Here is a 26,425-nt window from a genome sequence, read left to right as displayed (position 1 = left end):
TCGGGGGACGGAAGCGGCGGGATCAGCCCGGCGACGACGCCGCGGCACTCGACGCGGCCGCGTTCGTCGCAGGCTTCGCGTCGTCGTCGTCATCGGGCGGGTAGTGCACGACGGGCGGCGCGAGCGGTGCGGCATCGGACGCGGCGGTATTCGCGGAGGCATCGTTGTTGAACGCACTGGCGGAGCCGGCCGATGCGCCGGCCGGTTGCGACGCGTCGGTCGTGTGGACGTCGTGCGGCGCGTCGTCGCTGCAGGCGGCGACGAAAACGGCGGCACAAAGAACGGCGACGACGGAAACGCGACGCATGACTTCTCTCCTGGCAGGCTGATCGGGAAACGTTTTCGAGTATGCCGATCCGATGCGACGTTTCGGTGAATCGTTTGCGTCCGGTGCGTGATCGCGGAATGCTTTCGATATCCTGACCATTCGCTTGCGCGAGGTGGCGGGTGCGCAATATTTCCCGGCCGACGATGCGAGCCGGGCACTTTTACCCGGGCACGCGATGCGACGCGTAAGCGCGTCCACGGCGGCCTGACCGTTCATGATGGACGCATGCGGCCGATTGCGTGGCGTCAGCGCCGCGGCGTCCTGCGCCGCACCTCGCTGCGCAGCCAGTCGAGCCAGGTGCGGATCGCCGTTTCGTGCGGATGGCCGGGGCGCCAGACGACGTAGTGCGCATACACGTCGGTCACGCGCACCGTCGATACGCGCACGAGCGTGCCGTCCGCGAGCTCGGGTTCGATCAGCGAGCGGCGCGCGAGTGCGACGCCGCGCCCTTTCAGCGTCGCGTCGATCAGCGCGTTCGCATCGGTGAAGCGCGGCGCGCGCGCGGATTCGGTGAGGTCGAGCCGCGCGGCCTGGAGCCATGGCTCCCACGGCTGCGCGGGATGGCGCAGCAGCGTCGCGCGCACGAGATCGGCCGGCACGCGTGGCGCAACGCCGTCGCGATTGCGGTACACGGGGCTCGCGACCGGAAAGATCGTTTCGTTCATCAGCTTTTCGGCGACGACGCCTGGCCACGTGCCGGGCCCGTAGCGCAGCGCGACGTCGATGCGGTCGCGCTTGCGCAGCGGCGCGAGCGCCACGTCCGGGTGCAGCGCGATCGCGATGTGCGGATGCGCGACCGCGAAGCGTGGCAGGCGCGGCGCGAGCCAGCGCTCGGCGACACTCGGCAGCACGCTGACGTTCAGCGTCACGTCGCAGGTACGCGAGCGGCTGCGTACGGCGAGCGCCGGCTCGAACGCGCGTTCGAGCACGCTCAGGCCCTGGCGCACCTGGAGCGCGAGCGCGTGCGCGGCATGCGTCGGCGTCGCGCCGTTGCGTTCGCGCGTGAAGAGCGGGTAACCGAGCTGCGCCTCGAGCGCGCGGATGTGCTGGCTGACCGCGCCTTGCGTGAGCGCGAGGGCGTCGGCCGCGCGCGTGAAGCTCTGCAGCCGCACGGCGGTCTCGAACGCGCGCAGCGTCTGCAGCGGAGGGAGGTGGATGCGTCGCATGCGGGTATTAGTAACACTAATGTCCGAGCACGACAATTCATCGTTTGCCGCGCATCGGTACGCGTTCCTACACTCGGTTCCGTCTTCCACAGCCCCGTCGGGCCCCACACCATGAACGCATATCGTCTCTATCTTTCGCCGGGCGCCTGCTCGCTTGCCGCTCACATCGCGCTGGAGGAAACCGGCGCGCCGTTCGACGTCGAGATCGTCTCGGTGCAGAAGCAGCAGAACCTCGCGGCGCCCTATCTGGCGATCAACGCGAAGGCGCGCGTGCCCGCGCTCGCGATTCCGGGCGAGCCGCGCGTGCTGACCGAAACGCCGGCGATCCTCACGTATCTCGCGCGCCGCTATCCGGATGCGCAATTGCTGCCGCTCGGCGATCCGCTGCGCGAGGCACGATGCCACGAATGGCTCGCCTGGCTGGTCGGCTGGGTGCACGGCGTCGGCTACGGCGCGTTGTGGCGGCCGGGCCGTTTCATCGGCGATCCGGCGCTGCACGGCGCAGTGAGCGCGCACGGGCGCGGCACGATCGAAGCCGCGAATGCTTCGATCGAAGCTGGGCTCGCCGATGGCCGCACGTGGGCTGAACCGGGTGCGCATTCGATCGTCGATCCGTTCCTGTTCGTGCTGTATCGCTGGGGCGTCGCGATCGGACTCGACATGACGCAGCATGCGGCGTGGACAGCGCACGCGCAGCGCGAGGCCGAGCGGCCGGCCGCGCGGCGCGCGCTGGCGCGCGAGGCGGCCTGACGGATGCGCGGGCGTCGTGGTGTGTGCCGCGCCGCCCGCGTGTGACGAGCGGCTGCTATTTCGCGGCGAACAGCGGATAGGTCGCGCCGGCGACCAGCGCGGCCGCGAGCCACACCACGCCCCATGAACTGACGGCGAGCAGCGGCGGAATCGCGAGCGGTGTCGCGAACAGCCCGAGGTAGACGATCGTGTTGGCCATCCCGAGCGCGGTGCCTGCGTGGTTCGCGCCCGCGAGCGTCGCCAGCTCCGTGTACGCGACGCCGTGCCACGCCGATACGCAGATGCCGGCGAACACGAGAATCGCGACGATCGCCGCGAGCGGCACGTGCGCGCCGCCGGCCGTCGCGGCCGCGAGCAGCGTGAACGACCCGGCCGCGACGAGCACCGAGCCGCGTAGATACGCGCGCCGGTTGCCGTGCCGGTCGGTATGACGGCCGCTCCACACGCGCATCACCATCGCGCCGAGCTGCAGCACGACCATCGCCGCGCTGATGCCGGCGAGGCCGAGCCGGCCGAAGTCGTGCAGGAACACCGTCGCGAACGTGAGCACCGCGAACTGCGGCGCGCACAGCAGGCCGATGCCGAGCACGATGCGCCACACGGTGCCGCTCGCGAGCGGGTTGCGCGTGTGCGGCGCGTCCGGTTGCCGCGCGACGGGGCGATGCGTGGCGAGGTGCGCCACGGCCGGCTCGGCGGGCGGCTCGTGCAGCCAGCGCCACGTGAGCGCGGCCGAACCGGCGCACAGCAGCATCAGCGCACCGAACACCGCGGCGAAGCCGAGATGCGACGCGAGCGACGGCAGCAGCGCCGCGCCGACGCCGCCGCCGAGCGGCACGGCCGTCTGGCGGATGCTCATCGCGAGCCCGCGTTCGCGCTCGCCGAACCAGCGCATCACCGCGCGTCCGCTCGACCCGTTCACGCTGCCGCCGAGCAGGCCGACGCAGCACATCGCCGCGACGACACGCGCAAGCGGCGGCACCGCATGCGCGCTCGGGACGATTGTGCACACCATCAGCGCGAGCATCGCGGCCGTCGCGACGAGCCCGGTCAGCAGCACGCGGCGATCGCCGAAGCGGTCGGCGGCCATCCCCCACGGCAGCTCGGACAGCGCGACGCCGAAGCCGAGCGCGCCGAGCACGAGGCCGAGCGCGCCGTTATCGAGGTGGTAGGCCGAGCGCATCCAGACAGCCGTGGTCGGAATGCCGGCCGCGGCGGCCGAAAAGCTCATGTTCGCGGCGACACCGGCCGCCAGCACGCGCCAGCGATGGGCAGGGCCGCGCACGTCGCGCTCGGGTGAGGAGGGGGAAGCGATGCACGAGGTATCCATGACGGCAGGCCCGGTTGGAAATTGACATCCACAGTCTGGCGGCCTACATTCATCCTGAAAATCGGAAAGTTCTTGATGAATCGTTCGATAAAACAGGATGATTGATATGCCCGGACATGACATTCCACGTGGCGACGGCGAATCGCTCGCGCTGGCCGATGCCGCGCTGGCCCGGCCCAACTTCGATGTGGCGGCGCTGCGCAGCCTCGTCGCGGGCGTGGATCTCGGCAGTTTTGCGAAGGCGGCCGACCGCGTCGCACGCTCGTCGTCGGCGGTGAGCGCGCAGATCCGCAAGCTCGAGGAGCAGGCCGGTACGCCATTGTTCGTGAAAGCCGGGCGCGGGCTCGCGTTGACCGATGCCGGCGACGCGATGCTGCGCTATGCGCGGCGGATGATCGAACTGAACGACGAGGCGGCTGCGGCCGTGCGCGGCGTGAATCTCGACGGCTGGGTACGCGTCGGGCTGCAGGAGGATTTCGGCGAGGCGATTCTGCCCGACGTGCTCGGGCGGTTCGCGCGCGCGCATCCGAAGGTGAGGATCGAGGCGCGCGTGGCGCGCAACGCCGACCTGCTCGACCGGCTCGACGCGAACCAGCTCGATCTCGCGCTGGTATGGGGCGATCCGGTGTCGGCCGCGCTGCTGTCGCGGCCGGGTATCGACAGCGATGTGATCGCGCAGGTGCCGATGCAGTGGATCGGGGCAACGGGGGCGGGCGAGTTCGGCATGCCAGGTGGGGGCGACGAGGGCGCGCAAGGCGGGGCGGGCGCCGCGCACGCCGCGGCGGGCGGCCGTGCCGCGGGCGAGGCGCTGCCGCTCGTCGTGTTCGACCGGCCGTGCCGGTTCTTCGGCGCCGCGACCGATGCGCTCGATCGCGCGGGCGTGCCGTGGCGCATCGCGTTCACGACGCCGAGTCTCGCCGGGTTATGGGCCGCGGCGGCGGCCGGCCTCGGGCTGACGGTGCGTTCGCACTACGGGCTGCCCGCGTCGGTGCGCGTGCTCGATGCGGCTTCGCTCGGATTGCCGGTGCTGCCGAGCCTGCCGCTGATCCTGCTGCGGCGCGCGTCGTCGGCGACGCCGACCGTCGACCGGCTCGCGCGGATCGTGACGCAGGCGGTGCGGGAGGCGACGGAGGGGGAGGTGGCGTTGGCGGCATGATGGCACCTTCCGTTGCCGTCGCGGGCCGCGATCCATTCGTCCCTCTGCCGATCGGCCGAATGGATCGATCGAGCGAACCTGACTACAGTGATGGTCACCTGATACGGAGGTCATCATGCACAAAACGAACGTTCCCGGTGCCGGCGCCATCGATCCGTCGCAACGGGCGGATGTGTCGATCCGCAATGGCGGGGAATCCGCCGATCAGCGCGCGCCTGCTTCGCTACCCATTCGATTCGGAGTCCTGCAGGGACAAGTCCGAATCGCAGACGACTTCGATGCGCCGCTGCCCGATTACCTGCTGGATGCATTCGAAGGGCGGTGATGCGACTGTTGCTCGATACGCACATCTTCTTGTGGATCGTGACCAATGACCCCAGACTCAGCACACGGGCGCGCAGGCTGATCTCGGCTGCCGACGAGCGTTTCGTCAGCAGCGCGAGTATCTGGGAGGCCGCCATCAAGGCCGGCCTGGGGAAGCTCGATATCGACGTGGGCAAGCTGATCCGGGCAATCGGAGCAAGCGGGATTCGTGAGCTGCCGGTTCGGGCCGTGCATGGAGCTGCGGTGCGTGATTTGCCTCACCACCATCGCGATCCGTTCGATCGACTGCTGGTCGCGCAGGCCCGGCTCGAGCCGCTTCAGCTCGTGACGGCCGATACCCTTCTTGCACGGTACGGCCTCTCTCTCGTTCTGACAGTCTGAAGCAATTTGTCGGCACGAAATCCATCGGTCGCCAGCTCGTCATGGGGTGTCGCGGGTTACGCCACTGCGACGTCCGGCTCGATTGCTTCGAGCGCCACACAGATCGTTGCCAGCCGCTCCCGCAACCCGTCACTCGCCGGCACGAACGGTAGCCGCAACCCGTCCTCGCACCACCCTTGCTCGGCGAGCACGGCCTTCACCGGCGCCGGGTTCGGCTCCGCGAACAGCGCCGCCACAAGTGGTTGCAGCACGACCGACAGGCGCCGCGCGTCGGCGAGCCGTCCGTCGCGCAGCAGCGCATGGATGCGCACATGCCATTCGGGCAGCACGTGCGCGCTGCTTGCGATCGCGCCGTGCGCACCGGCGCACATCGCCGCGAAGTTCTGGTTGTCGTCGCCGGACAGGATCGCGAGCGGCGTGTCGTGCACGAGCCGGCTCATCCGGTCGAGCGTGCCGCCGCATTCCTTGATGCCGGCAACGCGCGAGTCGCGCGCGAGCGCCTGCAGCGTGTCCAGTTCGACGTTCACGCCCGTGCGGTACGGGATGTTGTAGACGAGCACCGGCAGGTCGGCCGCCTCGACGATCGCCTCGACATGGCGGCGGATACCGTCCTGCGTGGGTCGCACGTACACGGGCGGCGTGACGAGCAGCCCGTCCGGCCGCGATGCCGCGAGTTCGCGCGCACGCGCGGCCGCGAAATGCGTCGCGCTCGCGGTCAGCCCGACAACGATCGGCAGCCCGGGCGCTGCGTCGCGCAGCGTCGCGAACACCGCATCCTGTTCGCGTGCATCGAGCAATACGCCTTCACCGGTCGTCGCGCCCGCGACGAAGCCCGCGATCCCTGCGCCCGCATAGTGACGCGCAAGCCGCGCGAGCGCCGCATGGTCGACTTCGCCGTGCTGGAACGGCGTAATGATCGGCAGCCAGATACCTTCGAAACGTGTGTTCATGCAAAGCCTCATGGTGGAAACGGAGTGGGAAGGAACCGTTCCGCCGGCGGAGAGCCGGAGCGAGGCATGCGTGCAAGGAGAATGAAACGACCTGCGGGCATCCCGTCCGGCATTCGCCTGACGGGACGCGACGTCCCCGTCAGTCGAGGAGTCGTTTTTTCTGTTTCAGCCCGGCCGCGCGCGTACCTGCCGCGACGGCGGCGAGGATCGGAAGCGAGCGCAGGGTAGCGGACATGGATGAACCGTGAGTGGGCTGAGCGGCGATCTTAACACCGGATCGGCGGCGCGCGCGAGCGTCCGCCGCGGTTTAGCAGGATTCGAGATTTGCTTTCCACGACTGATTGGAAAGCGCGCCGCGCCCGGCCGCTAGAATGCCCGCTTACGTTTCGATGACAGCGCGTACGCGTGCCGTCACGCACATTCACCACCACTGGAAACGGGGCATATCACGATGGCAAGCATCAAGGGGATCGGCCGCTGGCTGCACACGGGCGCGGCGGCGGCGCTGGTCGTGGCGGCGACGGCTGCGCACGCGGATACGTCGATCCTGAACGTGTCGTACGACGTGACGCGCGAGCTGTACAAGGACATCAACACGAGCTTCGCCGCTGCGTACAAGCAGAAGACCGGCGAGACCGTCACGATCAAACAGTCGCACGGCGCGTCGAGCGCGCAGGCGCTGTCGGTGCTGCAGGGCCTGCAGGCCGACGTCGTCACGATGAATCAGCCGAACGACATCGACCTGCTCGCCGAGCGCGGCCAGCTGCTGTCGAAGGACTGGCGCACACGCTTCGCGGACAACAGCTCGCCGTACTCGACCACGATGGTGTTCCTCGTGCGCAAGGGCAATCCGAAGGCGATCAAGGACTGGAGCGATCTCGCGAAGCCGGGTGTCCAGGTGATCATCGCGAACCCGAAGACGTCGGGTAACGGTCGTTATGCGTATCTCGCCGCGTGGGGCTTCCAGAAGCAGAAGGGCGCGACCGACCAGCAGGCGCTCGACTTCGAGAAGGCGATCTTCCGCAACGTACCGGTGCTCGACTCGGGCGGTCGCGGTGCGACGACGACGTTCACGCAGCGCGGCATCGGCGACGTGCTCGTCACGTTCGAGAACGAAGTCGCGCTGATGGACACCGGCGCATCGGGCGCACAGTTCGACGCCGTGTATCCGTCGGCGAGCATCCTGGCGGAGCCGCCCGTCGCCGTCGTCGACAAGGTCGTCGACAAGAAGGGCACGCGCAAGATCGCGCAGGCCTATCTCGACTACCTGTACACGCCGGAAGCGCAAGAGATCATCGCGCAACACCACCTGCGCCCGCGCGATGCGAACGTCCTGAAAAAGCATGCGGCCGAGTTCAAGGCGCTGAAGACGTTCAGCGTCGAGCAGGTTTTCGGCAGCTGGGCGAACGCGCAGAAGACCCATTTCGCCGACGGCGGCACGTTCGACCAGGTGATCGTCGATCGGAAGTGACCGCGGCGCGCATTGCGCGCGGGTCCGCATGATGACGACGCAGCCGGCCGCATACGCGGCCGGCTTTTTTTCGGCATCGCGCGGCCGATTGCCGTTGCGCGCCGGCACGCATTCCCGGCCGCCGCCGCGCGTGCTACGCTCATCGCCTTCCTGCAACCGGCGCCGCGCGATGAACGTCGATTCGTCCTCCCCAGCCCCCCGCGGCCGTGGCCGCAAGATCTGGTCGGGCACCCGCCCGGTGATCGCGTACGGGATGCCGCCGCTCGGCTGGCGCGATTTCTACCATCGCGCGCTGACGGTGAGCTGGCCCGTATTCTTCCTGTCGCTCGCGGTGCTGTTCCTGCTGCTCAACGGCGGCTTCGCGACGCTCTACATGCTCGGCAATACGCCGATCGCGAACCAGTCGCCGGCCGGCTTCGGCGGCGCGTTCTTCTTCAGCGTCGAGACGCTCGCGACCGTCGGCTACGGCGACATGCATCCGCAGACCATTTATGCGCACCTCGTCGCGACGTTCGAGATCTTCGTCGGGATGTCGAGCATCGCATTGGCCACGGGGCTCGTGTTCGCGCGCTTTTCGCGGCCGCAGGCGAAGATCCTGTTCGCGCGCAACGCGATCATACGGCCGCTGAACGGCCGGATGACGCTGATGGTGCGCGCCGCGAATGCGCGCCAGAACGTGATTGCCGAGGCGCAGGCGAAGTTGCGGCTGATGCGCGTCGAAGGCACGCACGAGGGTTACTCGTTGCGCAAGATCCATGACCTGGCGCTCGTGCGCAGCGAGCACCCGATCTTCCTGCTCGGCTGGAACCTGATGCACGTGATCGACGAATCGAGCGCGCTGTTCGGCGAGACGCCCGAATCGCTCGCCGCGCGCGACGCATCGTTGCTGATCACGATCGAGGGCTCGGACGAAACGACCGCGCAGGTCATGCAGGCGCGTCACTCATGGGCGCATGGCGAGATCCGCTGGCGTCACCGCTATGTCGACCTGATGCACGACGAAGACGGCATCACGCACATCGACTACACGCATTTTCACGAAGTCGTGCCGATCGACGTCGACACCGACGAGCGCGGCTCGCCGGGCGTGGTGGTCGAGGCGGGCGCGTCGGCGCAGGGGCCGGGCGCACCGGCGTGATCGCGGGGCCCACCCCTCAAGCGTCACGCGTGCAGCAATCGCGCGGCTTCACGTTGTTCGATCGCAACGGCGCGACGGAACGCGTCGCGATCCTCGGCGCGTGCGACGTAGTCGCCGAGCACGCCTTCGTGCGGCAGCAAATGTGCGTCGAACGCGATCTTCAACGTGCTGGCGAGCAGCAGGTCGGCTGCGGTGAAACGGTCGCCGACGAGCCACGGGTTGTGGGCGAGCGCTTGCGCGAGTGCGCGCTGCACGCGCGTGATGTTGCCCCAGCCGAATGCGACCGGATTGCCCGACGCGCCGGTGAATTTCTCGGCCATCGCCGGTTCGAGGCAGGTAGGCGTGAAGAACATCCACTGGAGGAAACGGCCGCGCAGCGGATCGTCGGGCGCGATGCCGAGCCCGGCGCCCGGGCAGCAGTCGGCGAGGTAGAGCAGCACGGCGCCCGATTCGGCGAACGGCGCGCTGCCGTCGTCGAGCGCGGGTAGCTTGGCCATCGGATTGACCTGCACGAATGCGTCGCTGCCCTGTTCGTGCGAGCGCAGGTCGATCGGCACGAGTTCGTACACCACGCCGATTTCCTCGAGCATCCACAACGCCCGGAATGCCCGGGTCTTCGGCCAGTAGTAGAGCTTCATCGCGCCTCCGCGTTTGGGTGCAGGTGTCGGTCCGGTCGATGCTCAAGCGTACCCGAGCGCAGGAGGTTCGGACAGGGGCGCCCGGCCAGGGGCGCCCGGCCAGGGGCGCCCGGCCAGGGGCGCCCGGCCAGGGGCGGTTCGGCTGAGCAAGACCGGTTGAGGCGTTGTATGTCGAGCGTGAGTCGGGCAGAAAATCGGGCAAAGCCCGATGGCACAACGAGGTTAAGTCATGACTAGTTATATAGAAACTAGTTATGGAATTTGGTCAAAACCCTGGCTGAAAGCGGCATCACTACCCATGGGCGCCACCGATCCTGCAGCATCCTTGCACATGACCTCGCAGGCATTCGACCACGACCGCCGACGCATCGCGAACACGGAAATCACCGGAGGCAAGTCACGCATGGCAAACGACGATCGCACCACGATCATTCCGCGAAGAACGCCCGAATCGGCGGCCATGGTGGCCGAGGTCAGGCGAGCGATGGCGATCACCGCGCGGCTCAACCGTCTGACGTTCGACGATGCAGCGGAAGTGCGCGCATTGTTTGGCGAGCTGATCGGCACGCAGGTGGACGACGGCTTCGTGCTGATCCCACCGTTTCATGCCACGGGCGGCACCGGCATGAAGCTCGGGCGCAACGTGTTCGTCAACCAGAACTGCACGTTCTACGATCTGGGCGGGCTCGAGATCGGCGACGACGTGATGATCGGCCCGAACGTCAGCCTGATCACGTCCGGTCATCCGGTCGAGCCTTCGCGGCGGCGCGACTGCGTCGTCGCGAAGCCGATCGTGATCGAACGGAATGTGTGGATCGGCGCGGGCGCGACGATCATCGGCGGCGTGACGGTCGGCGAGAATTCGGTCGTCGCGGCCGCTGCGGTCGTCACGCGCGACGTTCCGCCGAATACGCTGGTCGGCGGTAATCCTGCGACGGTCATCCGGTCGATTGCGGAATAGCGTCCGCTCGGGAGCACCTGTCGGCGCGGCGGGCATCGTCGGACGGATGTGGACAACCTGCCCTACGGCGACTCGAAACGCTGTGCATTTGAATGGTGAGGGTGCCGCCGAGGCTGACCGGACAAGCCTTTCCGGCTTTCCCCGGTTGCGGTGCGCCGACGCGTTCGCCGATGTGGACATCGCGATCTCGTCGCGCAACCAGTTGTGGATATCCTCACCCCGAAACGACTCGACGCGCTGTGGATTTCACCGGTGAGGATCGCCGGATGTCGCGCAATACGTGAAGAGGGTTGTGGACAACTCGCCACGAGACGAAGCGAAATGCTGTGAAATCCAATGGTGAGCGTCGACGCCCGATCGCGCGCTGCGCCAGTTCCAGCAAGGCTCGCAGGCCTTTGCAGTGATTCGAGGCGCCGCGCATTCTAACGGAACGCACGAATGTGTGGCCAGGCCACGCGTGCGTCGCGACGCCGGCATCCGGGTCCGGATCCCGATCGAAGGGTCGTGCATTCTAACGGTGAGCGCGAGCACGTGGTCCGAAACGTGCGAATTTCATCGCGCATTCGCGATCTCTCAAGCGACTCGACACGCCGTGGAATTCAATGGTGAGTATGAGCATCCGATTGGCTGGCGGCCCGTCCGGACGCGGCTGTCCGGCCGACGATGTCGCCCGGGGCACGTGCCCGATCAGGAGCGCCGTGCGCATTTCAGTGTGGATATCAGGCCGCCGAAACGACTCGCGGCACTGTGTATTTCGACGGTGAGCGTCGGTCGCCGATCGGGTGACAAGCCGCTGGCGGCAGGCATTGCCGCTCGCCGGTGCGCGTTGAAACGCGCTTCCGCGTTCGATCGGACGATGCTCTCCGATGTGGATATCCGGCCGCCGAAACGACTCGCGGCACTGTGTATTTTCACGGTGAGTGTCGGTGGCCGATCGGGTGACAACCCGCTGCCGGCAGGGATTGCCGCCCGCCGGTGTGCTTTGAAATGCGCTTCCGCGTTCGATCGGCCGATGCTCTCCGATGTGGATATCAGGCCGCCGAAACGACTCGCGGCACTGTGAATTTACACGGTGAGTGTCGGTGGCCGATCGGGTGACAACCCGCTGCCAGTAGGCATTGCCGCTCGCCGGTGCGCGTTGAAACGCGCTTCTGCGCTCGATCGGCCGATGCTCTCCGATGTGGATATCCGGCCGCCGAAACGACTCGTGACACTGTGTATTTCAACGATGAGCGTCAGTGGCCGATCGGGTGACAACCCGCTGCCGGTAGGCATTGCCGCTCGCCGGTGCGCGTTGAAACGCGCTTCTGCGCTCGATCGGCCGATGCTCTCCGATGTGGATATCCGGCCGCCGAAACGACTCGTGGCACTGTGTATTTCAACGGTGAGTGCGAAGCGGTAGCCACGCAGCGCGCGTATCCCGGCGTAGATATCCGCGAGACAAACTCACTCCCGACCCTGTGTATTCGCGAGGTGAGGCGCGCAGCAGATCGACGAGGTGAGCTGCCCAGGATGTGGATATCCGCCGCCAGGACCCACTCGCCGCGCTGTGAATTCCAACGGTGAGCATCGGCGCCCGGGCGAACCGCATGCCGGTTCCGGGTGTGGACATCCCGGCCCCGACGCCACTCGAAACGCTGTGCAATCGAACGGTGAGCACGCGAACCCGGTCGGCAGAGGGGCGCGGCGTTGTGGACATCCGGCGCGGCTGACCAATCGGAAGACTGTGCAATTCAACGGTGAGAGTGACCGCCCGAAGCGCCCGAAACCCTTGCCACACGGGGCTTGAGCACCCGCGGCGCGGCTGCGGCGGCGCCATCGAGCGCACACCGGTTTCCCCGGCAAGCCACCCGGCCGCCGCGACACCCGCCAACCGGCCCCACGCCACCGCGCGCGAAAACTCTCTCAAATCTGGGCAAAAACCTGCGCAGTTTTTCTCGCTACCGCCCCGACCGAGCAAGAAGAGAAAAAACATTCTCGGCTGCGCACGAAAAAATAGAGCCATTCGCTGCCGCCGGTCACGCGTCGCCCGACGCCCCGCCGCGCAGCCCAGAACAGCACAATCCGGAGACATCCCCCATGACCGCCCGCCTGCCCGTCGATGGCACGCCTGCCCTGTCCGACTACCGACTGACCGACAACCTGACCGCGACGCGCGGCCGGATCTTCCTGACCGGCACGCAGGCGCTGGTCCGCCTGCTGCTGATGCAGCGCGCGGTCGACGCCGAACAGGGGCTCAACACCGCAGGCTTCGTCAGCGGCTATCGCGGCTCGCCGCTCGGCATGGTCGACCAGCAGCTGTGGAAGGCGAAGAAACTGCTCGACACCGGCGGCGTGCGCTTCCTGCCCGCGATCAACGAGGAACTCGGCGGCACGGCCGTACTCGGCACGCAGCGCGTCGAGGCCGATCCCGAGCGCACGGTCGAGGGCGTGTATGCGATGTGGTACGGCAAGGGCCCGGGCGTCGATCGCGCCGGCGATGCGCTGAAGCACGGCAACGCGTACGGTTCGTCGCCGCATGGCGGCGTGCTGGTGGTGGCGGGCGACGATCACGGCTGCGTGTCGTCGTCGATGCCGCACCAGAGCGACTTCGCGATGATCGCGTGGCACATGCCGGTCGTGAACCCGGCGAACATCGCCGACATGCTCGAATTCGGCCTGTACGGCTGGGCGCTGTCGCGCTACTCGGGCGCATGGGTCGGCTTCAAGGCGATCTCGGAAACGGTCGAGTCGGGCTCGACCGTCGACCTCGACGCGCTGCAGACGCAGTGGCCGGCGCCTGAAGGCTACACGCCGCCGTCGGGCGGCCTGCACAACCGCTGGCCCGACCTGCCGAGCCTGACGATCGAAGCGCGCCTCGCCGCGAAGCTCGACGCGGTGCGCCATTTCGCGCGCACCAACAGCATCGACAAGTGGATCGCGCCGAGCACGCACGCGAACGTCGGCATCGTCACCTGCGGCAAGGCGCACCTCGACCTGATGGAAGCGCTGCGCCGTCTCGACCTGACGGTGGCCGATCTCGACGCGGCCGGCGTGCGGATCTACAAGGTCGGCCTGTCGTATCCGCTCGAGATGACGCGCATCGAGACCTTCGTCGACGGGCTCGCCGAAGTGCTCGTGATCGAGGAGAAGGGCCCGGTCATCGAGCAGCAGATCAAGGACTACCTGTACAACCGCACCGAAGGCGCGCGCCCGCGCGTGCTCGGCAAGCATGACGCCGCCGGCGCATGCCTGCTGTCCGAACTCGGTGAACTGCGCCCGTCGCGCATCCTGCCGGTGTTCGCCGACTGGCTCGCGCGCCACAAGCCGGCGCTCGACCGCCGCGAACGCGTCGTCGATCTCGTCGCGCCGCAGATCCTGTCGAACGAGGCCGACGCGGTGAAGCGCACGCCGTACTTCTGCTCGGGCTGCCCGCACAACACGTCGACGAAGGTGCCGGAAGGCTCGATCGCGCAGGCCGGCATCGGCTGCCACTTCATGGCGTCGTGGATGGAGCGCGACACGACGGGGCTGATCCAGATGGGCGGCGAGGGCGTCGACTGGGCCGCGCACGCGATGTTCACCAACACGAAGCACGTGTTCCAGAACCTCGGCGACGGCACCTACTTCCACTCGGGCATCCTCGCGATCCGCCAGGCCGTGGCCGCGAAAGCGAACATCACGTACAAGATCCTCTACAACGACGCGGTGGCGATGACGGGCGGCCAGCCGGTCGACGGCAGCATCTCGGTGCCGCAGATCGCGCGGCAGGTCGAGGCGGAAGGCGTGTCGCGCTTCGTCGTCGTGTCCGACGAGCCGGAGAAGTACGACGGCCATCACGGGCTGTTCCCGAAAGGCACGACGTTCCATCACCGCAGCGAGCTCGACACGGTGCAGCGCGAGTTGCGCGAGACGCCGGGCGTCACCGTGCTGATCTACGACCAGACCTGCGCCGCCGAGAAGCGCCGCCGCCGCAAGAAAGGCGAATTCCCCGACCCGGACAAGCGCCTGTTCATCAACGACGCGGTGTGCGAAGGCTGCGGCGACTGCGGCGTGCAATCGAACTGCCTGTCGGTCGAGCCGCTCGAGACGCCGCTCGGCCGCAAGCGCCGCATCGACCAGTCGTCGTGCAACAAGGACTATTCGTGCGTGAACGGCTTCTGCCCGAGCTTCGTGACGGTCGAAGGCGCGGCGCTGAAGAAGGCCGCCGGCGCGGCGTTCGACGAAGCGGCGCTCGCCGCGCGCGTCGACGGGCTGCCGGTGCCGGCGACGCATCTCGACGCCGCGCCGTTCGACATGCTCGTGACGGGCGTCGGCGGCACGGGCGTCGTGACGGTCGGCGCGCTGATCAGCATGGCCGCGCACCTCGAAGGCAAGAGCGCATCGGTGCTCGACTTCATGGGCTTCGCGCAGAAGGGCGGCTCGGTGCTGTCGTTCGTGCGGATCGCGTCGAGCGACCGGTGGCTGAACCAGGTGCGCATCGACACGCAGCAGGCCGACGTGCTGCTCGCGTGCGACATGGTCGTCGGCGCGAGCGCGGAAGCGCTGCAGACGGTGCGTCACGAGCGCACGCGGATCGTCGTCAATACGCACCGGATCCCGAACGCGTCGTTCGTGCAGAACCCCGACGCGAACCTGCATGCGGACGCGCTGCTCGAGAAGATGCACCACGCGGCCGGCGACGGCTACCTGTCGAGCTGCGACGCGCAGGCGCTCGCCGCGAAGTTCCTGGGCGATTCGATCGGCGCGAACATCCTGATGCTCGGCTACGCATGGCAGCTCGGCCTCGTGCCGGTATCGCTCGCCGCGATGATGCGCGCGATCGAGCTGAACAACGTCGCGGTGCCGATGAACAAGCTCGCGTTCTCGATCGGCCGGATGGCGGCCGGCGACGCGGCGGGCCTCGACGCGTTGTGGAATGCACGCCACGCAGTGGTCACGCACGCCGCGCCGGAGACGCTCGCGGAACTGATCGCCGATCGCGAAGCGCGGCTCGACGCGTACGGCGGTGCGCGTTACGTCGAGCGCTACCGTGCGCTCGTGAACGCCGCACGCGCGAAAGGCGACGACGCGCTGACGCGCGCGGTCGCGACGACGTTCTACCGGCTGCTCGCGGTCAAGGACGAATACGAAGTTGCGCGGCTGTACACGGACGATGCATTCCGCACGTCGCTTGAAGCGCAGTTCGAAGGCGTGCCGGGGCAGGCGTACCGCGTGAAGTTCAACCTCGCGCCGCCGACGGTCGCGAAAGCCGGCAGCGACGGCAGCGCGCCGAAAAAGCGTGTGTTCGGCCAGTGGATGTGGCCGGTGTTCGGCGTGCTGGCGCGCGTGCGCAGCCTGCGTGGCACGTGGCTCGATCCGTTCGGCCGCACCGTCGAGCGCAAGATGGAGCGCGCGCTCGCCGACGATTACGAGACGACGCTTGCGCGTGCGTTCGCCGCGATGACGGCCGGCAATGCGGCGCAGGTCGCGCAACTGGCTGACCTGCACGCGCGCGTGCGCGGCTTCGGTCACGTGAAGGTGCGCAACCTGGCCGGCGTGAAGCGCGCGGAGCGTGAGCTCGCGCTGGCGCTCGGCATCGATGCGGCGACCAGCGCGGCGGTGCAGCACGCGCTCGACGAGATGAAGGGCGCGGGCATGCTGAAGGGGATTCCGGTCGTCGTCGCGAAATAACGCGAACGCGAGTGGATATGAAAACGGCGACGCTCGTGCGTCGCCGTTTTTTTTTACGCGTCTCGGCTGCCGCGCGCCGGCAGCCACCCGCGCGTCAAAGAATGCCTTTCTTGCGCGTCGACAGCGCGGTTTCCGACAGGTCGATCTCGCGGAGCAGCTTCGTCAGCGTCTCGTCGGAAATCTTGCTGTCGCCGCGCAGCCGATACAGCGCGGAGCGTTCCGCGCGCACGGCCGCGATCCGCATCTGCAGTTCCATCGTTTCGGCCTGCTTCGCTTCCGCGCGCGGCGTGGGGCCGTCCTCGGCCAGCGCCGAGAGCCGGCGGCGATACTGGTCCATCACGCGCGCGGAGATGTCCGCGCAGCGCGCCGCGCCCGATTCGTCGAGATCGGCCGAGATCGCGTCGTGCGACGAGTCGATCGCGCGGATCGCGGCCTGCGCGGCGGCCGAGCGTGCGACGCGCTCCTCGTCGCCGAGCGGGTTGCGCGTCGAGCGCACGCCGCGCAACAGCAGCGGCAGCCCGATCACCGCGACGATCAGCGAGCCGAGGATCACTGCCGACGCGACGAAGATCGCGGTGTCGCGCCCCGGCAGCGGCGCGCCGTCGGACAGCGCGACGGGAATCGACAGCACGCCGGCGAGCGTGACCGCGCCGCGCACGCCGCCGACCGTCATCACCGCGATCGTGCGCACGCCGGCCATCGTGCCCGCGAGGCCCTGGCGCGCGGCGCGGCGGCTCGCGAACCACCGCAGCAGCCACACCCACGTGAAGCGGATCGCATACAGCGCGAGCATCATCGCGCACACGTTGAAGATCATCCGGCCGACCAGCGCGTCGCTCGTGTGGTGCGCGTCGACGAGCGCGCGGCCGATGATGTGCGGCAACTGCAGCCCGAGCATGATGAACACCATGCCGTTGAACACGAACTCGATCATCGCCCACGTGCTTTCGGCGCGTACGCGCGACGCGACGGTGCTTTTGCGCGAGAAGCTCGTGTAATTCATCATCATCCCGGCCGATACGGCCGCGAGCACGCCCGACAGGTCGAGATGCTCGGCGAACAGGTAGGCCGCGAACGGCACGAGCAGCGTCATCACGATGCCGGGGGCCGGATCGCCTTCCTGCTCGGCGTTCAGGAAGCGCGTCGACAGCGCACTGAACACCCACGACACGATCGCGCCCGTCGCGAGTCCGCCGGCGGCGACGATCACGAACGTGACCGACGCGGCGCGCAGCGAAAACACGCCCGTCAGCGCGGCCGCGATCGCGAACTTCAGCGCGACGAGGCCCGACGCGTCGTTCATCAGCGCCTCGCCTTCGAGGATGTGCATCAGTTGCGGCGGGATCCGGCCCTTGCCCGCGATGCCGGACAGCGCGACCGCGTCGGTCGGCGACAGCACGGCCGCGAGCGCGAACGCGATCGGCAGCGGCAACTCGGGAATCAGCCAATGCGCGAAGTAGCCCACTGCGAGTACCGTCATGAACACGAGCCCGAACGCGAGCATCAGGATCGCGCGGCGCTGCAGGTACAGCTCGCGTTTCGGAATCCGCCAGCCGTCCGCGAACAGCAGCGGCGGAATGAACAGCAGCATGAAGATTTCGGGGTCGAACGTGACGTGCAGGTTCAGCTTCGGCCACGCGAGCATCGCGCCGAACGCGATCTGCATCAGCGGCAGCGGCAATTGCAAAGGCAGGATGCGCGTGACGGCGCCGGACAGCGCGACGGTCAGCAGCAGGATCAGGACTGTGAAGACGATTTCCATCGATACGGCGAATACGGGGAATGAAACGATCGTACGGAGTGTAGCGTGCTGACGTGACGGCTGCGCTCGAGTGGCCGGTGCGCGCGCACGAAGATGGTGCATCTGGCGTGCGCCACGGTGGTGCAATGGCCCGGTGCAGCCACATGGCGTACGGGTTGTCGGCACCTTGCACGGAGCTTGCTTGAAGGTGGGCAGCCGCCCGGCATCGACCGGGCAACCGAGGGTCCAACCATGACATTGCACGCGCCGTCCGCTGCGCCGGGCGGTACGTGCGAAGGCATCACCAGGAGGAAGGCATGACGATCGTTCAACAGGAGCGTCCGTCCGCCGCGTCGCCGTACCGGTTCGAGCGGGAGATGAGTTCCGGCTTCGAACGTCTGGCCACGCAGCATCACGACCTGACGCTGACGACCGTATTCCAGCCGATATTCAGCCTGTCGCATCAGCGTGCGGTCGGCTACGAGGCGCTGTTGCGCGCGCACGATGCGCTCGACCGCGCGGTGTCGCCGCTCGACGTGTTCGGCGAAGCCGCGCGCCAGGGCGAACTGCTGCAACTCGACCGGCTCGCGCAGGCGCTGCATCTCGAGAACTTCGCACTGCTCGGCGCCGAGCGCGAGTGGCTGTTCCTCAACGTCCATCCGGGCGTGCTGACCGACCCGTTCCAGGCCGCCGCGCTGCTCGCTAACCTGAAGCGGATCGGCATGCCGCCGCGCCGCGTCGTGCTCGAAGTGCTCGAACAGCGCGCGGAAGACGTCGAGCGGCTTGCGGAGGCCGTGCGCGAATTCCGCACGCACGGCTTCCTGATCGCGCTCGACGATTTCGGCGCCGGTCATTCGAACCTCGAACGGATCTGGCAGTTGAACCCGGACATCGTGAAGCTCGACCGGATCATGCTCTCGCACGCGGCGCACCGCACCGGGCTCACCGCGATCCTGCACGGGCTCGTCACGCTGCTGCACGAGGCCGGCAAGCTCGTGCTCGTCGAAGGGATCGAGACCGAGCACGAGGCGCAGATCGCGCTGTCGTGCGAGGCCGATTTCGTGCAGGGCTACTACTTCGGGCGCCCGGCGCCGGGGCTGCCCGACAGCGCGACCGCGACGGGCTGCATCGGCGAGCTGACCGAGCGCTTTCGCCAACAGACCGAAGCGCGCGAGCGGCGCGACGCGCAGCGGCTCGCGCCGTACCTGCGCGCGTTCGAGCGGGCGGCCGAGCGTCTCGCGGCCGGCGAGCCGCTCGACGAGGTGTGCTGGAACTTCCTCGCGCTCGATGCGGCCGCGCGCTGCTTCCTGCTCGACGCGCACGGCCGCCAGTCGGGCCGCAACGTCGTGCTGCGCGCCGATCGCGCGCTCGCCGAGGCGCGCTTTTCGCCGCTCGCGGACGCGCAGGGCGCGAACTGGCTGCGCCGGCCGTATTTCCGTTCGGCGATCGCCGAGCCGGGGCGCGTGCAGGTCACGCGGCCGTACCTGTCGATCAACGAGGCGCAGCCGTGCGTGACGCTGTCGGTGGCCGTGCGCGTCGGCGATGCGCAGCGCGTGCTGTGCGGCGATATCGACTGGGTCGACGACGAAGCGGACGCCGCCTAGCGCCGCACGGATCGCATGCGGCCACCGGAGGCGCGGCGGCGCGGCTGACGTACGCGCCGGCCGGCACGCTGGCGCCTGTCGCGCGGCTCGGCTAGGATGCGCGAATTGTCCTGACGATTCGCGGGCCGCCCATGAACCGAAACGCCGCTTCTTCCGTCCTCCTCGAAGTGATCGCCACGACCGTCGGCGACGCGAAGGCCGCCGCCCGCGCGGGCGCCGACCGCCTCGAGCTCGTGACCGCGATCACCGAAGGCGGGCTGACGCCGAGCGTCGGCCTGATCGAGGCCGTCGTGGCCGCGGTGCCGATTCCCGTCAACGTGATCGTGCGCCCGCACAGCCGGTCGTTCGTCTATGACGCCGACGACCTGCGCGTGATCGAGCGCGATGTGCGCGCGGCGGTTGCGGCCGGTGCGAACGGTGTCGTGTTCGGCGCGCTCGACGCGCGCGGCGACGTCGATCTCGGCGCGCTGGCGCGCGTCGCGGCCGCCGCCGACGGCCGTTCGCTCACGTTCCACCGCGCGTTCGACGTCGCGCGCGATCTCAACGCCGCGTTCGACGCGTTGCTGCGCGTGCCGGCCGTCACGTCGGTGCTGACGTCGGGCGGCCATCCGTCGGTGCTCGACGCGGTCGCGACGATCACGCGGCTCGTGCGGCAGGCGGCCGGCTCGACCTGCACGGTGCTGGCAGGCTCGGGGCTCACGATCGACGCGGTCGGCGATTTCGTCCGGGCGACCGGCGTGCGCGCGGTGCATTTCGGCTCGGGCGTGCGGCCGCGCGGAGAGGTACTGGCGCCCGTCGACGAGCAGCGCGTCGAGCGCGTGCGCGCGGCGCTCGACGGCGCGGCGGCGCACGTGTGACGTGCCCGGGGCGGCGGCCGCCGCCGCACGCGCCGGCGCTACGCAACAGAACATGATTCGCGAGAGAGGGCCACATGACCGACGCAACACACGACGAGCAGGGCGGCGCGGACGATGACGCCGCGCCCGGCTGGGACGCGATCGACGGTGCGCTCGCCCGCCTCTATCCGGGCCAGGAGCCGAAGCACTACGGCACGCTGGTCAAGTGGCGGCTCGGCGGTCCCGATCCGCTGGACGGGATCAGCGTGTGGAAGCGCGCGGAGCCCGTCCCGCACTGGCATTTCGTCACGTACGGGTTGAGCGAGCTGTATGCGAAGGAGTCCGACGATCCGGCCGTCAGCGGCTTCGGGTTCGAGCTGACGATGCGCGTCGCGTGCGCGGCCGGCGACGCAGAGCCGCCGCGCTGGGTGTTTAGCTTCCTGCAGAATCTCGCGCGCTACGTGTTCCAGAGCGGCAACGCATTCGACGACGGCCACTGGATGACGGCCAACGGCCCGATCGCGCTCGATACCGGCACGGCGCTCTGCTCGATGGGGTTCGCGTTCGATCCGGAACTGCCGGCGATCGACACGCCGCATGGCCGCCTCGCGTTCCTGCAGGTGGTCGGGCTGACGCTCGACGAAGAGCGTGCCGCGAAGCGCTGGCGCACGCGCGCGCTGCTCGACACGCTGGCGCCGCACATGCCGCTCTGGGTGACCGATCTCGGCCGCGCGTCGCTGCTCGAGCGCGCGGACGTGCGCGCGCAGGTCGACGCCGGCACGCAGCGCGACGGCTCGGCGAGCGGCTACCTGTTCACCGACGTGCTCGGATGGGAGACGCGCAAGCGGCTGCTGCGCGCGCCCGTGATCGAGATCACCGTCGGCGCGCGGCAGGTCGAGGAACTCGTCGCGTTGCTGCCGTTGCGGCTGCCGTTCGACCGCCCGTTCCGCCTGGTCGGTCACGACGGCGCGGTGCGGTTCGTGCACGGCGACGCGAACGGCGTGACCGACGAAGACGGCACGCTGACGCTGCGCCTGACCGACGCGACGGTGCAGGCGCTGGCGCGCACGCTGAAGCCGCGCGCCGGCGAGTATGCGATCGACGGGCTCGACGGCGTGCGCTGGCGCGTCGAGAAGACGGTGATCCGCGACGCGAAGGGCAACCCGGTGCAGACGATCGGGTGAAAAAAACGGGGCATGCCCCGGCTTTTGCGTCGGCGGGCCCGGCCCGCCGGCTGATGTCGCTTACGCGTTCGCCGACATCGCGTCCGCGTCGCTCGCGCGGATGCCGAGGCGTTCGAACAGCGCGCGATCCTTCTGCGATTGCGGGTTGCTGGTCGTCAGCAGCTGGTCGCCGTAGAACATCGAGTTCGCGCCGGCGAGGAAGCACATCGCCTGCAGCCCGTCGTCGAGCTGCTCGCGGCCGGCCGACAGGCGCACGACGGCCTTCGGCATCGTGATGCGCGCAACGGCGATCGTGCGCACGAACTCGAACGGGTCGAGCGGCGCGGTGCCTTCGAGCGGCGTGCCTTCGATCGCGACGAGGTTGTTGATCGGTACCGAATCCGGATACGGGTTCAGGTTCGCGAGCTGCGAGATCAGGCCCGCGCGTTCGCGGCGCGATTCGCCCATCCCGATGATGCCGCCGCAGCACACGTTGATGCCGGCGTCGCGCACGCGGTCGAGCGTGTCGAGGCGGTCCTGGTACGTACGCGTCGAGATCACCTGGCCGTAGAACTCCGGCGACGTGTCGAGGTTGTGGTTGTAGTAGTCGAGGCCAGCGGTCGCGAGCTGCTGCGCCTGTTCGTCCTCGAGCATGCCGAGCGTCATGCAGGTTTCGAGGCCGAGTTCCTTCACGCCGCGCACCATCTCGGTCAGTGCCGGCATGTGACGCTCCTTCGGGTTGCGCCACGCGGCGCCCATGCAGAAGCGGCTCGCGCCGTTTGCCTTCGCCGCGCGCGCGGCGTCGAGCACCGCGTCGACGTCCATCAGCTTCTCGGCCTTCAGGCCCGTGTCGTGATGGGACGACTGCGAGCAGTAGCCGCAATCCTCCTCGCAGCCGCCCGTCTTGATCGACAGCAGCGTCGACAGCTGCACCGCGTTCGCGTCGAAGTGCTCGCGATGCACCTGCTGCGCGCGGAACAGCAGGTCGTTGAACGGCAGTGCGAACAGCGCGACGACGTCGGCGACGCGCCAGCGCTGCGAGGCCGGCGCAGCCACGGGAATCGCGTCGGGTTGCACGGCGGCGGTCTGGGCTTGGGTCATTTCGGTTTCCTGTCCTGGGCGGGATTGGGGGATCGGTTGGGTCAATGCTGCGCAGCGCGCAGCGTTTCGACGAGCGCGGCGATGTCGAGCATCGCCGCTGCGGATTCGGGGGTGGCCGGGCTCATGTGCGGAATGCGGCCGAGCAGCGGCGCGCCGTGCTCGCGCGCGAGCCAGTCGCGCATCGTCGCGACGTTCTCGTCGGGGAACGACATGGCCGGGTCGACGTGGTTCGCGACCCAGCCCGCGAGCGTGAGGCCGCGTTGGCGAATCGCGTCGGCGGTGAGCAGCGCATGGTTGATGCAGCCGAGCCGCACGCCGACCACGAGCACGACCGGCAGGCCGAGCGCGACCGCGAGATCGGCCATGTCCTGCGTATCGTTCAGCGGTACGCGCAAGCCGCCGGCGCCTTCGACGACGACGATATCCGCGCGCGTCAGCGCTTCACGATGGCACGCGACGATCGTGTCGATGTCGAGCGTCACGCCTTCCCGCGCGGCGACGATATGCGGCGCGGCCGGTGCCTTCAGCAGGAACGGTGTGCGCAGCTCGGGCGGCAGCGCGACGTTCGCGGCCGCGTCGAGCTGGTCGGCATCCTCGTTGCGCCAGACGCCGTCGCGTTCGTACGCGCCGGCCGCGACGGGTTTCAACGCGGCCGCGCGCAGGCCGTGCCGCGCGAAGCCGTGCAGCATCGCGGCCGAGACGAAGGTCTTGCCGATTTCGGTGTCGGTGCCGGTGACGAACAGGGAGAGCGGGGCGGCGTTCATGCTGCGGCCTCGCTGGCTTCGATCAATGCGGCTTCGAGCCGTGCGAGATCGTCGAACGAATGCGCGGCCGACAGCGACACGCGCAGCCGCGACGTGCCGGCGGGCACCGTCGGCGGCCGGATCGCGGGCACCCACAGGCCGTGCGCGTCGAGCGCGCGCATCGCCGTGAGCGTTGCGTCGTTGCTGCCGATCACGAGCGGCTGCACGGCCGTGTGCGAATCGACCGGCTGCCAGCGCGTGTTGCGCAGCAGCGCGCGCGTGCGCTCGATCAGCGCGGCGAGATGCGTGCGGCGCGCGTCGCCTTCGTCGCCGGCGATCACCTTCAGGCTTGCTGACACCGCATGCGCGACGGCCGGCGGTGCGGCCGTCGTGAAGATGTAGCTGCGCGCGCGCTGGATCAGCCATTCGATCACGGTTTCATGCGCGATCACGAATGCGCCCGCGACGCCGGCCGCCTTGCCGAGCGTGCCGACGTACACGAGATTCGGCGAACGCAGCGCGGCGGCCGCGAGCGCGCCGCGGCCCTGCGGGCCGAGCACGCCGAAGCCGTGCGCATCGTCGACGACGAGCCACGCACCGTGGCGTTCGGCCAGTGCGACGAGCTCGGCGAGCGGCGCGACATCGCCATCCATGCTGAACACGGTGTCGCTGACGATCAGTTTCGTTTCGGCATCCGATGCGTCGAGCAGCGCGGCGAGCGCGGCCGTATCCGCGTGCGGATAGACCTGCACGCTCGCGCGCGACAGGCGCATGCCGTCGATCAGCGACGCGTGGTTCAGCGCGTCGGAGAAGATCGTCGCGTCTTTGCCGGCGAGCGCCGTCATCGCGGCGAGGTTCGCCATGTAGCCGGTGCTGAAGTACAGCGCGCGCGGGGCATCGGAGAAGCCGCCCGCGAAGCCCGCGAGTTCGTCCTCGAGCGTGGCGTGCGCGCGCGAGTGGCCGCCGAGCAGGTGCGAGCCGCCGCTGCCGGAGCCGTAGCGCTGCGCGCCTTCGGCGAACGCGGCGACGAGCGCCGGATGCGCGGCGAGGCCGAGGTAGTCGTTGCTGGCGAAGCCGATGATCTCGCGGCCGTTCACGGTCATGCGTGCGTCGCACGCGGTGTCGGCGATGCGGCGCACGCGGCGCAGCCCCTGGGCGTCGAGATCGGCGAGGCCGCGTTGCAGGGTGTCGAGCAGGCTCATCGGCCGATTTCCTCCAGCGTGGCGTCGAGCGTGTCGCGCGTGCGCTGCGCGAGCCATGCGATGTCGTCGTCGCTCATCACGTACGGCGGCATCAGGTACACGGTCGTGCCGATCGGGCGCAGCAGCAGCTCGCGCTCCAGCGCGCGTTCGAAGAAGCGCCGCGAGAAGCCGCGTGCCGCGTCGCTGTCGAGTGCGACGTCGAATGCGAACAGCGTGCCGCGTTCGCGCAGGTGGCGCACCTGTGGATGCGTGTCGAGGGAGCCAAGCGCGGCGCGCATCGTTGCCGATTTGCGCGTGTTGCTCGCGAGCACGTCGTCGCGCGCGAACAGGTCCAGCGTCGCGACCGCCGCGCGGCACGCGAGCGGGTTGCCCGTGTACGAATGCGAGTGCAGGAAGCCACGCGTCGTGTCGTCGTCGTAGAACGCCGCGTACACGTCGTCGCGCGTGAGCACGAGCGACAGCGGCAGGTAGCCGCCGCTGATGCCTTTCGACAGGCACATGAAATCGGGCCAGACGCCGGCCTGCTCGCACGCGAAGAAGGTGCCCGTGCGGCCGCAGCCGACCGCGATCTCGTCGGCGATCAGGTGCACGCCGAATTCGTCGCACAGCGCGCGCAGCCCGCGCACGTACGACGGATCGTGCATCGCCATGCCGGCCGCGCACTGCACGAGCGGCTCGACGATCAGCGCGGCGATCCGGTTGCCGCGTTCGACGAACAGGCGCCGTACGTCCTCGAGCGCGCGGCCCGCGACGTCGGCGGCCGTCTCGCCCGGCAGCGCGCCGCGCGCATCGGGCGACGCGACGACGTGCGCGTGGCGGATCAGCGGGTCGTACGCATCCTTGAACAGCGCGACGTCGGTCACGCCGAGCGCGCCGATCGTCTCGCCGTGATAGCTGTTCGCGACGCAGACGAATTCCTGCTTGCTCGCGCGGCCGCGGTTGCGCCACGCGTGGAAGCTCATCTTCAGCGCGATCTCGACGGCCGACGCGCCGTCCGATGCGAAGAACGCATGGCCGAGCGTGCGCGCGGTGAGCGCGTGCAGCCGCTCGGCGAGCTCGATCGCGGGCTCGTGCGTGCAGCCGGCGAGCATCGCGTGCTCGAGCGTGTCGAGCTGGTCCTTCAGCGCCGCGTTGATGTCCGGGTTCGCATGGCCGAACAAGTTGACCCACCACGAGCTGATCGCGTCGAAGTAGCGGCGGCCGTCACGGTCGTACAGCCACACGCCCGCGCCGCGCGCGACGGGGACGAGCGGCAGGCGCTCGTGATGCTTCATCTGGGTGCAGGGATGCCAGACCGCGCGCAGGCTGCGCGCGACCCAGTCGTCGGTGGCTGGCGTACTCAAGGCGACTCCGGGGGGTAAAACGACCGCGCGGCATCGAAGGGATGCCGCGCGGCGGGACACGAAACGCGCTGAGATTAGCGTGTTCCGCGGGACGTTGCACTAGCGGTTACAAACCCCGCAAAGCCTTGCCGGGCGGGAGTTCGGTGCAGTTCGGGGGTGCTCGGAACCGAACGCGGCGGATGCGGGGAAATGACCGTAGTTGACGACGTTCGAGTGAGCCCCCCTGACAGAAAAAAATCGCGGGCCGCGCGCCGGCAAGACCGGGAAAAAACGGGGATCGAAGGCGGGCGCGGTGGCGCGGGGTGACGTCACACCCGCACGGCAGCGGCCGAATGGTCTACGGAATCAGGGGCGAAAACGGGCGGCCGGAACGGCAGGCGAGACGGCGCGCGGCGTGGCCGCAAGCGGAAGAAAAGCGGAAGGAGAAACCGGATCGGACGGAAAGTGGCG

General features: G+C 68.9%; 22 protein-coding genes. 12 read left to right on the top strand and 10 right to left on the bottom strand.

Features of this window, described 5'->3' with window-relative positions:
• Positions 1 to 22: 22 nt before the first annotated feature.
• Positions 23 to 307, bottom strand: coding sequence for a hypothetical protein (locus KEC55_RS15455; protein WP_282506100.1), 285 nt, complete (start codon positions 305 to 307; stop codon positions 23 to 25).
• 266 nt (positions 308 to 573) lie between these two features.
• On the bottom strand, positions 574 to 1,494 hold the full coding sequence (locus KEC55_RS15450; protein WP_282506099.1) for a LysR substrate-binding domain-containing protein: 921 nt from the start codon (positions 1,492 to 1,494) through the stop codon (positions 574 to 576).
• Positions 1,495 to 1,605: 111 nt separating this feature from the next.
• On the opposite strand from KEC55_RS15450, the gene KEC55_RS15445 reads away from it, so the two are divergent.
• Complete coding sequence (locus KEC55_RS15445; protein ID WP_282506098.1) at positions 1,606 to 2,244, top strand: glutathione S-transferase family protein; 639 nt, start codon at positions 1,606 to 1,608, stop codon at positions 2,242 to 2,244.
• A 55-nt stretch (positions 2,245 to 2,299) separates the two neighbouring features.
• Here the strand turns inward: KEC55_RS15445 and KEC55_RS15440 are convergent, their stop codons facing one another.
• Entirely contained in the window at positions 2,300 to 3,571 is a 1,272-nt protein-coding gene (locus tag KEC55_RS15440) for an MFS transporter (RefSeq protein WP_282506097.1), read from the bottom strand.
• A gap of 106 nt (positions 3,572 to 3,677) precedes the next feature.
• On the opposite strand from KEC55_RS15440, the gene KEC55_RS15435 reads away from it, so the two are divergent.
• From KEC55_RS15435 to KEC55_RS15425, 3 genes are all read left to right on the top strand, one after another.
• The gene (locus KEC55_RS15435; protein WP_282506096.1) at positions 3,678 to 4,727 is read left to right on the top strand and encodes a LysR substrate-binding domain-containing protein; all 1,050 of its coding nucleotides are present in this window, start codon (positions 3,678 to 3,680) and stop codon (positions 4,725 to 4,727) included.
• Between the two features lie 115 nt (positions 4,728 to 4,842).
• On the top strand, positions 4,843 to 5,052 hold the full coding sequence (locus KEC55_RS15430) for a hypothetical protein (RefSeq protein WP_282506095.1): 210 nt from the start codon (positions 4,843 to 4,845) through the stop codon (positions 5,050 to 5,052).
• The gene (locus KEC55_RS15425) at positions 5,052 to 5,432 is read left to right on the top strand and encodes a type II toxin-antitoxin system VapC family toxin (protein WP_282506094.1); all 381 of its coding nucleotides are present in this window, start codon (positions 5,052 to 5,054) and stop codon (positions 5,430 to 5,432) included. The genes KEC55_RS15430 and KEC55_RS15425 overlap by 1 nt, the downstream gene beginning before the upstream one ends.
• A 56-nt stretch (positions 5,433 to 5,488) precedes the next feature.
• On the opposite strand, the gene dapA is transcribed toward KEC55_RS15425, so the two are convergent.
• A complete protein-coding gene (gene dapA / locus KEC55_RS15420) occupies positions 5,489 to 6,382 on the bottom strand; it encodes a 4-hydroxy-tetrahydrodipicolinate synthase (protein ID WP_282506093.1) in 894 nt (297 codons plus the stop codon).
• 451 nt (positions 6,383 to 6,833) lie between these two features.
• Here dapA and KEC55_RS15415 point away from each other — a divergent pair, with 451 nt between their 5' ends.
• Positions 6,834 to 7,853: a sulfate ABC transporter substrate-binding protein gene (locus KEC55_RS15415; RefSeq protein ID WP_282506092.1), complete on the top strand. Its 1,020-nt coding sequence runs from the start codon at positions 6,834 to 6,836 to the stop codon at positions 7,851 to 7,853.
• A 169-nt stretch (positions 7,854 to 8,022) separates the two neighbouring features.
• A complete protein-coding gene (locus KEC55_RS15410; protein WP_282506091.1) occupies positions 8,023 to 8,991 on the top strand; it encodes an ion channel in 969 nt (322 codons plus the stop codon).
• Positions 8,992 to 9,014: 23 nt separating this feature from the next.
• Here the strand turns inward: KEC55_RS15410 and KEC55_RS15405 are convergent, their stop codons facing one another.
• Entirely contained in the window at positions 9,015 to 9,629 is a 615-nt protein-coding gene (locus KEC55_RS15405) for a glutathione S-transferase family protein (protein WP_175843797.1), read from the bottom strand.
• Between the two features lie 403 nt (positions 9,630 to 10,032).
• On the opposite strand from KEC55_RS15405, the gene KEC55_RS15400 reads away from it, so the two are divergent.
• From KEC55_RS15400 to KEC55_RS15390, 3 genes are all read left to right on the top strand, one after another.
• The gene (locus KEC55_RS15400) at positions 10,033 to 10,590 is read left to right on the top strand and encodes a DapH/DapD/GlmU-related protein (protein WP_282507540.1); all 558 of its coding nucleotides are present in this window, start codon (positions 10,033 to 10,035) and stop codon (positions 10,588 to 10,590) included.
• Positions 10,591 to 11,182: 592 nt separating this feature from the next.
• The gene (locus tag KEC55_RS15395) at positions 11,183 to 11,653 is read left to right on the top strand and encodes a hypothetical protein (protein ID WP_282506090.1); all 471 of its coding nucleotides are present in this window, start codon (positions 11,183 to 11,185) and stop codon (positions 11,651 to 11,653) included.
• 1,016 nt (positions 11,654 to 12,669) lie between these two features.
• Entirely contained in the window at positions 12,670 to 16,242 is a 3,573-nt protein-coding gene (locus KEC55_RS15390) for an indolepyruvate ferredoxin oxidoreductase family protein (protein ID WP_282506089.1), read from the top strand.
• Positions 16,243 to 16,336: 94 nt separating this feature from the next.
• Here the strand turns inward: KEC55_RS15390 and KEC55_RS15385 are convergent, their stop codons facing one another.
• Entirely contained in the window at positions 16,337 to 18,004 is a 1,668-nt protein-coding gene (locus KEC55_RS15385) for a Na+/H+ antiporter (RefSeq protein ID WP_176049525.1), read from the bottom strand.
• A gap of 296 nt (positions 18,005 to 18,300) precedes the next feature.
• Here KEC55_RS15385 and KEC55_RS15380 point away from each other — a divergent pair, with 296 nt between their 5' ends.
• The 3 genes from KEC55_RS15380 to KEC55_RS15370 all read left to right on the top strand — a co-directional run bounded on the left by KEC55_RS15380 (position 18,301) and on the right by KEC55_RS15370 (position 21,607).
• Positions 18,301 to 19,587 (top strand): sensor domain-containing phosphodiesterase, encoded by a 1,287-nt coding sequence (locus tag KEC55_RS15380; protein ID WP_282506088.1) that lies wholly within the window; start codon positions 18,301 to 18,303, stop codon positions 19,585 to 19,587.
• A gap of 131 nt (positions 19,588 to 19,718) precedes the next feature.
• The gene (locus KEC55_RS15375; protein WP_176049527.1) at positions 19,719 to 20,444 is read left to right on the top strand and encodes a copper homeostasis protein CutC; all 726 of its coding nucleotides are present in this window, start codon (positions 19,719 to 19,721) and stop codon (positions 20,442 to 20,444) included.
• A 74-nt stretch (positions 20,445 to 20,518) separates the two neighbouring features.
• Entirely contained in the window at positions 20,519 to 21,607 is a 1,089-nt protein-coding gene (locus KEC55_RS15370; RefSeq protein ID WP_282506087.1) for a suppressor of fused domain protein, read from the top strand.
• A 60-nt stretch (positions 21,608 to 21,667) separates the two neighbouring features.
• Here the strand turns inward: KEC55_RS15370 and bioB are convergent, their stop codons facing one another.
• Genes bioB through bioA form a run of 4 tightly spaced genes read right to left on the bottom strand, consistent with a single transcriptional unit; the run spans position 21,668 to position 25,975 of the window.
• Positions 21,668 to 22,687, bottom strand: coding sequence for a biotin synthase BioB (bioB, locus tag KEC55_RS15365; protein WP_176049535.1), 1,020 nt, complete (start codon positions 22,685 to 22,687; stop codon positions 21,668 to 21,670).
• Positions 22,688 to 22,728: 41 nt separating this feature from the next.
• Positions 22,729 to 23,451 (bottom strand): dethiobiotin synthase, encoded by a 723-nt coding sequence (bioD, locus tag KEC55_RS15360; RefSeq protein ID WP_282506086.1) that lies wholly within the window; start codon positions 23,449 to 23,451, stop codon positions 22,729 to 22,731.
• Entirely contained in the window at positions 23,448 to 24,632 is a 1,185-nt protein-coding gene (gene bioF, locus KEC55_RS15355) for an 8-amino-7-oxononanoate synthase (protein WP_282506085.1), read from the bottom strand. The genes bioD and bioF overlap by 4 nt, the downstream gene beginning before the upstream one ends.
• Entirely contained in the window at positions 24,629 to 25,975 is a 1,347-nt protein-coding gene (bioA, locus tag KEC55_RS15350; protein WP_282506084.1) for an adenosylmethionine--8-amino-7-oxononanoate transaminase, read from the bottom strand. Before bioA ends, bioF begins: the two co-directional genes overlap by 4 nt.
• Between the last annotated feature and the right edge of the window lie 450 nt (positions 25,976 to 26,425).

Origin of the sequence: Burkholderia cepacia, assembly GCF_029962485.1 — a bacterium.
Classification (GTDB): domain Bacteria; phylum Pseudomonadota; class Gammaproteobacteria; order Burkholderiales; family Burkholderiaceae; genus Burkholderia.
This window is presented reverse-complemented; position numbering and strand designations above follow the sequence as displayed.

Excerpts from the sequence above, each read along its gene's own strand:
- KEC55_RS15415 (WP_282506092.1), top strand. The coding sequence starts at position 6,834 with ATGGCAAGCATCAAGGGGATCGGCCGCTGGCTGCACACGGGCGCGGCG.
- KEC55_RS15405 (WP_175843797.1), bottom strand. The coding sequence starts at position 9,629 with ATGAAGCTCTACTACTGGCCGAAGACCCGGGCATTCCGGGCGTTGTGG.
- KEC55_RS15380 (WP_282506088.1), top strand. The coding sequence starts at position 18,301 with ATGACGATCGTTCAACAGGAGCGTCCGTCCGCCGCGTCGCCGTACCGG.
- KEC55_RS15425 (WP_282506094.1), top strand. The coding sequence starts at position 5,052 with ATGCGACTGTTGCTCGATACGCACATCTTCTTGTGGATCGTGACCAAT.
- KEC55_RS15435 (WP_282506096.1), top strand. The coding sequence starts at position 3,678 with ATGCCCGGACATGACATTCCACGTGGCGACGGCGAATCGCTCGCGCTG.
- KEC55_RS15410 (WP_282506091.1), top strand. The coding sequence starts at position 8,023 with ATGAACGTCGATTCGTCCTCCCCAGCCCCCCGCGGCCGTGGCCGCAAG.
- KEC55_RS15400 (WP_282507540.1), top strand. The coding sequence starts at position 10,033 with ATGGCAAACGACGATCGCACCACGATCATTCCGCGAAGAACGCCCGAA.
- KEC55_RS15370 (WP_282506087.1), top strand. The coding sequence starts at position 20,519 with ATGACCGACGCAACACACGACGAGCAGGGCGGCGCGGACGATGACGCC.
- bioB (WP_176049535.1), bottom strand. The coding sequence starts at position 22,687 with ATGACCCAAGCCCAGACCGCCGCCGTGCAACCCGACGCGATTCCCGTG.
- bioF (WP_282506085.1), bottom strand. The coding sequence starts at position 24,632 with ATGAGCCTGCTCGACACCCTGCAACGCGGCCTCGCCGATCTCGACGCC.
- KEC55_RS15375 (WP_176049527.1), top strand. The coding sequence starts at position 19,719 with ATGAACCGAAACGCCGCTTCTTCCGTCCTCCTCGAAGTGATCGCCACG.
- KEC55_RS15455 (WP_282506100.1), bottom strand. The coding sequence starts at position 307 with ATGCGTCGCGTTTCCGTCGTCGCCGTTCTTTGTGCCGCCGTTTTCGTC.
- bioD (WP_282506086.1), bottom strand. The coding sequence starts at position 23,451 with ATGAACGCCGCCCCGCTCTCCCTGTTCGTCACCGGCACCGACACCGAA.
- KEC55_RS15430 (WP_282506095.1), top strand. The coding sequence starts at position 4,843 with ATGCACAAAACGAACGTTCCCGGTGCCGGCGCCATCGATCCGTCGCAA.
- KEC55_RS15450 (WP_282506099.1), bottom strand. The coding sequence starts at position 1,494 with ATGCGACGCATCCACCTCCCTCCGCTGCAGACGCTGCGCGCGTTCGAG.
- KEC55_RS15390 (WP_282506089.1), top strand. The coding sequence starts at position 12,670 with ATGACCGCCCGCCTGCCCGTCGATGGCACGCCTGCCCTGTCCGACTAC.
- dapA (WP_282506093.1), bottom strand. The coding sequence starts at position 6,382 with ATGAACACACGTTTCGAAGGTATCTGGCTGCCGATCATTACGCCGTTC.
- KEC55_RS15440 (WP_282506097.1), bottom strand. The coding sequence starts at position 3,571 with ATGGATACCTCGTGCATCGCTTCCCCCTCCTCACCCGAGCGCGACGTG.
- KEC55_RS15445 (WP_282506098.1), top strand. The coding sequence starts at position 1,606 with ATGAACGCATATCGTCTCTATCTTTCGCCGGGCGCCTGCTCGCTTGCC.
- KEC55_RS15385 (WP_176049525.1), bottom strand. The coding sequence starts at position 18,004 with ATGGAAATCGTCTTCACAGTCCTGATCCTGCTGCTGACCGTCGCGCTG.